This window comes from Nocardia sp. NPDC049220 (assembly GCF_040647855.1).
In the GTDB taxonomy this organism is placed as follows: domain Bacteria; phylum Actinomycetota; class Actinomycetes; order Mycobacteriales; family Mycobacteriaceae; genus Nocardia.
The window spans coordinates 1-5,629 of sequence record NZ_JBEZDA010000044.1 but is presented as its reverse complement, the minus strand read 5'-3'; the positions used below and the strand labels follow the sequence as shown (position 1 = coordinate 5,629).

The following is a 5,629-nucleotide window of genomic DNA, read 5'->3' as shown; positions in this document are numbered from 1 at the left end:
GCACGGCTGCTCGCCGCAGCGGAATGACCACGACTGCGCAGCCGGTCTGCGCGAGCGGCCTCGGTACCGCCGCGGTGGTCCGGCGCGTGCCGTGCCTCGCTCTCCTCGTACAGCCGCCGGTTCTCAAGGCTGTCGGCGGCGCGGCGCCGGTGGTCCAGACGGCTGCCCAGCCAGCCCGCCATGTAGCCGAACGGGACGGAGACCAGTCCGGTGGACTGCATGGGGAACATGTCGAAATCGGCGTTCGGGAAGACGGCGGACGGCGTTCCCGAAACGGCCTTGGAGAAGACCATCAGCAGCAGCGCGCAGGCCGCGCCGCCGTAGAGGGAAGCGAGCAGGCCGCTGCGCGTGAATCCTCGCCAGAACAGGGAGTAGGTGAGCGCGGGTGCCACCGCCGATGCCCCTATGCAGATGGCCAGAGTGGTCAGCACGCCGACGTTCCAGTCCTGGACCAGGGTGGAGAGTCCGATGGCAAGGGTTCCCACGGCCACGCTCGTCCACACCGCCACGGTCATCTCCGTGCGTGGATCGACGTGTCCCCGACGCGCCGCATGGGCGAACAGATCATGGGCGAGCGATGAGGCCGCGGCCAGAGTCATTCCCGCGACAGATGAGAGCAGGGTGATGAACACCATGCCCGCCACGGCCGAGTAGAGAATCGTCGTGCCCGCGGAATCGTGTGCCCCGCCGAGCACCTGCGACAGCATGAGCACCGACGTCCTGCCCTGGGGGTCGGCCGCGGTGATGTACCGCGATCCCACCAGCGCCGCCGCTCCCGTGCCCATGATGATGACGAGCAGGCAGAACGTGGTGACCGTGCCGACCGCCCACGACATGGAGCGACGTACGGCCGGCACGTCCCGCGCGGAGTACAGACGCATCGTGATGTGGGGCAGACAGGCCACGCCGAGGACCACGGTGATCTGGAGACCGATGAAATCCAGCCGGTCAACGGCCGAGGTGCCCAACTGAAGGCCCTGCTGGAGGAAGGCGGGGCCCGCGCCGCTGCCGTGCTGGGCGGCCCTGAGCACGTTGCCCGGGCTCCAGCCGAAGCGGTTCAGCACCAGAGCGGCGACGACGGCGCTGGTACCGAGCAGGATGACTATCTTGATCATCTGGATGAGCGCGGTGCCTCTCATCCCGCCGAGCGCCGCGTAAATGATCATCAGGGTGCCGATGATGACGATGCACGCCGTCCTGGCGCCCGCCACGTGCGGGAGGTCCAGGATGAAGGTGAGCAGCGACCCGGCACCGGAGAGCTGGACGACCAGGAAGGGCAGGGTCGCCGAAAGCGTCACCACGCAGGCGGCGATGCGCACGGCCCGGCCGGGCATGTTGCGGGCCAGGACGTCGCCCATGGTGAACCGGCCCGCGTTGCGCAGCGGTTCGGCCAGCAGGAACATCAGCAGCACCAGAGACAGGGCGGTGCTGACCGCAAGGACGTAGCCGTCGTATCCGGCCAGCGCGACGATGCCGGTGGTGCTCAGCACGGTGGCCGCGGAGATGTAGTCGCCCGCGATGGCCAGACCGTTCTTGAACGGGGTGAGCGTGAGGTAGCCGGTGTAGAAGTTCGTCAGGTCGTCGCGGTCCGGTCCCGCCATCACGCACATCAGCAGTGTGACGGTGACCAGCGTGGTGAACAGAATGAGGACGGTGGCCTGCGTCCCGGAGCTGTAGTCGTTCATCTCGCCGTCCCTGCGTTCCGGCCGACCGGGATAGCCCGTTCCCTGACGGCGCGGGCCAATGGATCCACCGAGCGTTGTGCGCTGCGTCCATACCAGAAGACCGCCGCGAAGGTGACGACGAGCTGAAGGACCCCCAGGACCATGCCCAGGCTCAACTCCCCGGCGATCTTGGACCCCATCAGGTCCGGCGCGAAGCAGGACAGCACGACATACGCCACGAAGGAGCCGAGCGCGGCGAGCGTGGAGGTCCGGCGGAGCAGGCGGTAGGCCGAGCGGAGAGCGGCGAGCTCGGCATCTTGACGAGTCTCCTGCGCATACGGCTCGACCCAAGAGGCTTGCCCGTACGAGTCGTAGCGAGGGACGTCGTACCCGTACGACGGGGGCTCGGTGTGCGGTATTGGCCATCCCGGTGGTGCTGATGGCCGGTACCGGTTCTCGTCGGGGTATGTCATCGCCTGGCCGTCCTCTTCGGCGCGGATCCGTGGAGGTGAACGGGGGAAACGGTTCAGCCGGCGCACCATACCGACTGGTTGGAATGCCTGTAAGCCTGCAGTGGGTCACGTTTCGGGGTCGATGCGGCTGCCCGGATCGGGAGCGACGTCGTGGTCAACGGGCGGGGTCGAGAAGGATCTTGCGGACACCGGCGGCGCGGCTGTTGAACAGTTCGTACGCCGCGGGGCCCTGGGAGAGGGCGAAGCGGTGGGAGACCACGACCTCCGGCGTGATGCGGCCGGCCTGGGTGAGGGGGATCAGGGCCGGGAGCTCGTAGTGGATCGAGCACAGCCCGATGGCGAACTCGAGCTCCTTGATCTGGGCCAGTCCCATGTGAAAGGGGAAAGCCTTGTTCTGGCTGACGCCGATGACACTGACTCGACCTGCCTGCCGAACGGCTTTCAGGGCGAGGTCGATGGTGGCGTCCGAGCCCACGGCCTCCACCACGGCGTCCGGTCCGCGTCCTGCGGTCATCTCCCGTACGGCCGTTCGGGCGTCCTCGCCCTCGACCGGCTCGACGCCGAGGGTGGCGGCGAAGGCACGGCGCTCCGCGACCAGGTCCACGCCCAGCACGCGGGCGGCGCCCATCACGAAGGCGGATTGCGCGGCCATGAGGCCGACCGGGCCCAGGCCGATGACCAGGACCGTTTCACCGGGCTGGATGCGGGCTCGACGGCAGCCGTACCAGGCCGTCGGGGCGTTGTCCGTCAGGACGATGGCGGCCTCGTCGGAGATGCCGTCGGGCAGGTGCACCAGGTTGACCTCGGCATGGGGCACAGCGAGGGCCTGGGCCTGACTGCCCGGGAGGTGCGGGCTCACCCCATAGCAAAGGTCCGTCGGGGCGTGGGCCCGCTCGCACCTGGCGGTGAGTCCCCGCGCGCAAGTCGCGCACAGGGTGCAGCCGACCGAGGCGGGAACCAGGACGCGGTCGCCGGGCTTGAAACGGGTGACCTCGTCGCCGGTGTCGACCACCACGCCGACGCACTCGTGTCCCGGGGTGTAACCGGTGTCCGGGCTGAACCCGTTGCCGCCGTAGATGTGCAGGTCGCTGCCGCATATACCGGCCGTGGTGACCTGGACGACCGCGTCGGTGGGACTGGTGACGGCGGGGTCGGGAACGTCGCCGTAGTGGATGTCGTGGGGACCCTGGTAGGTCAGTGCCTTCACTGGGTGCCTCCATTCCAGGCGCAGGGCGGCGCCCGTGCAGAAACAGGGATTCCGGAGTGGGGAACGTGCAAGGCGCTTTTATCAGGTATTAATGCGCCCGTATTACTTTGGCGTGGCGACGCTAGCATGGGCCTCCGTGACAACACATGAGACGCAGGCCACGTCGCCTCGAGGTCGGAAAGCCGGTGACACTCGCGGCACACTCATCCGGGCCGCCGAGCAGTTGTTCGCCGCGAAGGGCGTCGACGGTGTGTCGCTCAACGAGATCAAGCGGGCCGCCGGCCAGCGCAACGCGATGGCCCTGCAGTACCACTTCGGCGACCGGGCGGGACTTCTGCGGGCCGTACTCGACAAGCACCTTCCTGCGGTGGACGCCCGCCGGGAGGTACTGCTGCAGCAGTACGAGGACAGCGGCGCAGTCGACCTCCGGTCCCTCGCCGCCGCACTGGTGCTGCCGGTCGCCGCGAAACTCGCCGACCCCGACGGCGGCCGCGAGTTCCTGCAGATCGTGGCCGAACTGCTCAACCGCCCCGAACCCCTGGTCGAGGTCGTCGTGACGAAGGGGTCGAGCATCCATCCCTGGCGGCGCCTGGTGCAGCCCCTGCTGGCCGGCGAGTCGATCACGGTGTTCCACAGCCGCTTCACCGCCATGCGCTTCTGCCACGCCGAACTCGCCGCCCGGGCCGCCGGCCGCCCTCGCAGGGACGACCGGTTGTTCACCAGCCGACTGATCGACCTGGTCACCGCACTGCTGGCCGCGCCGGTGTCCGAGCAGACCGCACGTCTGCTGCATGAGCGAGGCCGGAAGGGGAAGGCCCAGCCACAGGCCCCCACCCGCTGAACCGTCCGGCCACGCAGACCTCCCTGACCGGGCCGGTTCTCGCGGCCCCCGCCCCGCCTCACCCGAGGGCCTTCCTGCCCTCGGTCCCCGGAAGGCAGGGTCACCTGTCATGTGGTGCACATCACCCATCGGGGCATACCAACTGGTCGGTACTCTCGGCGGGACCATGAACGACAGGAGGCGCCATGTCTGCGACCAACCGCCAGATCCGTCTGGCAGCCCGCCCCACGGGTGAAGTGAAACCCGGGGACTGGGAGCACTGTTCAGGGCCCGTCGAGGAGCCGGGCCCGGGCCGGTTCGCGGGCCGCACACGGGTCATCTCCCTGGACCCTGCCATGCGGGGCTGGCTGGACGACCGTCCCTCCTACCTGCCGCCGGTGGGCATCGGTGAGGTGATGCGCGCCGGATCGGTCGTCGAGGTCACCGCCTCCAACCACCCCGACTTCCAGCCGGGTGATCACGTGGTCGGCACCTTCGGCGTCCAGGAGTACGTGGTCTCCGACGGTCGGGGCGCCATGAAGATCGACACCTCCCTCGCCCCGCCCTCGACGTATCTGGGCGCGCTGGGCATGCCCGGCATGACCGCCTACTTCGGTCTGCTGGTAGTCGGGGCGCTGAAAGACGGCGAGACCGTCGTGGTGTCAGGGGCGGCCGGAGCGGTCGGCACCATCGTGGGTCAGATCGCGAAAGCCAAGGGCTGTCGGGTCGTGGGCATTGCGGGAGGGCCGGAGAAGTGCGGGTTGCTCACCGACGAACTGGGATTCGACGCTGCGATCGACTACCGCGCCGACGACGTCAGGAAAGCGCTCCGCCGGGAGGCGCCCGACGGAATCGACGTCTACTTCGACAACGTGGGCGGAGACATCCTCGACGCTGCGCTGACCCGACTGGCGATGCACGCGCGGGTCGTGGTCTGCGGTGCGATCAGCCAGTACAACAACGACACGCCGGTCAAGGGCCCCTCCAACTACCTCTCCCTGCTGGTGCGCCGCGCCCGCATGGAGGGCTTCGTCGTCTTCGACTATGCCAAGCGCTACGCGCAGGCCGCGCAGGACATCTCGGCCTGGATCGGCGACGGCCGCATGAGGGTCAAGGAACATGTGGTGAGGGGGAGCGTGGACGACTTCCCCGAGACGTTGCAGATGCTCTTCCGCGGAGAGAACGTCGGCAAGCTCGTCCTGGAGCTGGCATGACCGCCGTCGAGAGCGGGGTCGCCGCCCACCCGTGACAGACGGACGGCGCAGCGCCCCGGTGGGCCGTGGCATCCGGGGTGTTGGTTCTTTCAGGGCGGCCGCGACCGTCCGGCGGTCTGCGACGTCGCGGCGTGCGGCGCAGTCCGCGGCGGAGCCGATCGCGTCCAGCGCGGTGGCGCCGTGCCGGCTGTCGAAGACGGTCATCCCGTGCTCAGTCGGGCGGCCGGCGGCTGTCCTCGTGGAACATCCAC

General features: G+C 68.9%; 5 protein-coding genes. 2 read left to right on the top strand and 3 right to left on the bottom strand.

Going from position 1 to position 5,629, the window contains the following annotated elements; translation table 11 throughout:
- From AB0C34_RS31380 to AB0C34_RS31370, 3 genes are all read right to left on the bottom strand, one after another.
- A partial coding sequence (locus AB0C34_RS31380; RefSeq protein WP_357081032.1) for a cation acetate symporter occupies window positions 1–1,685 on the bottom strand: 1,685 nt, incomplete at its 3' end.
- Entirely contained in the window at window positions 1,682–2,137 is a 456-nt protein-coding gene (locus AB0C34_RS31375) for a DUF485 domain-containing protein (protein WP_356114086.1), read from the bottom strand. The genes AB0C34_RS31380 and AB0C34_RS31375, both read right to left, overlap by 4 nt.
- Before the next feature lie 154 nt (window positions 2,138–2,291).
- A complete protein-coding gene (locus tag AB0C34_RS31370; protein WP_357081029.1) occupies window positions 2,292–3,344 on the bottom strand; it encodes an alcohol dehydrogenase catalytic domain-containing protein in 1,053 nt (350 codons plus the stop codon).
- Between the two features lie 136 nt (window positions 3,345–3,480).
- On the opposite strand from AB0C34_RS31370, the gene AB0C34_RS31365 reads away from it, so the two are divergent.
- Together AB0C34_RS31365 and AB0C34_RS31360 are read left to right on the top strand one after the other, a co-directional pair.
- The gene (locus AB0C34_RS31365; protein WP_356114060.1) at window positions 3,481–4,185 is read left to right on the top strand and encodes a helix-turn-helix domain-containing protein; all 705 of its coding nucleotides are present in this window, start codon (window positions 3,481–3,483) and stop codon (window positions 4,183–4,185) included.
- 185 nt (window positions 4,186–4,370) lie between these two features.
- Entirely contained in the window at window positions 4,371–5,378 is a 1,008-nt protein-coding gene (locus AB0C34_RS31360; RefSeq protein ID WP_357081026.1) for an NADP-dependent oxidoreductase, read from the top strand.
- Window positions 5,379–5,629 lie beyond the last annotated feature (251 nt).

Bases quoted from the DNA above. Each gene is read 5' to 3' on its own strand.
- AB0C34_RS31375 (WP_356114086.1), bottom strand. From the start codon at position 2,137: ATGACATACCCCGACGAGAACCGGTACCGGCCATCAGCACCACCGGGA.
- AB0C34_RS31360 (WP_357081026.1), top strand. From the start codon at position 4,371: ATGTCTGCGACCAACCGCCAGATCCGTCTGGCAGCCCGCCCCACGGGT.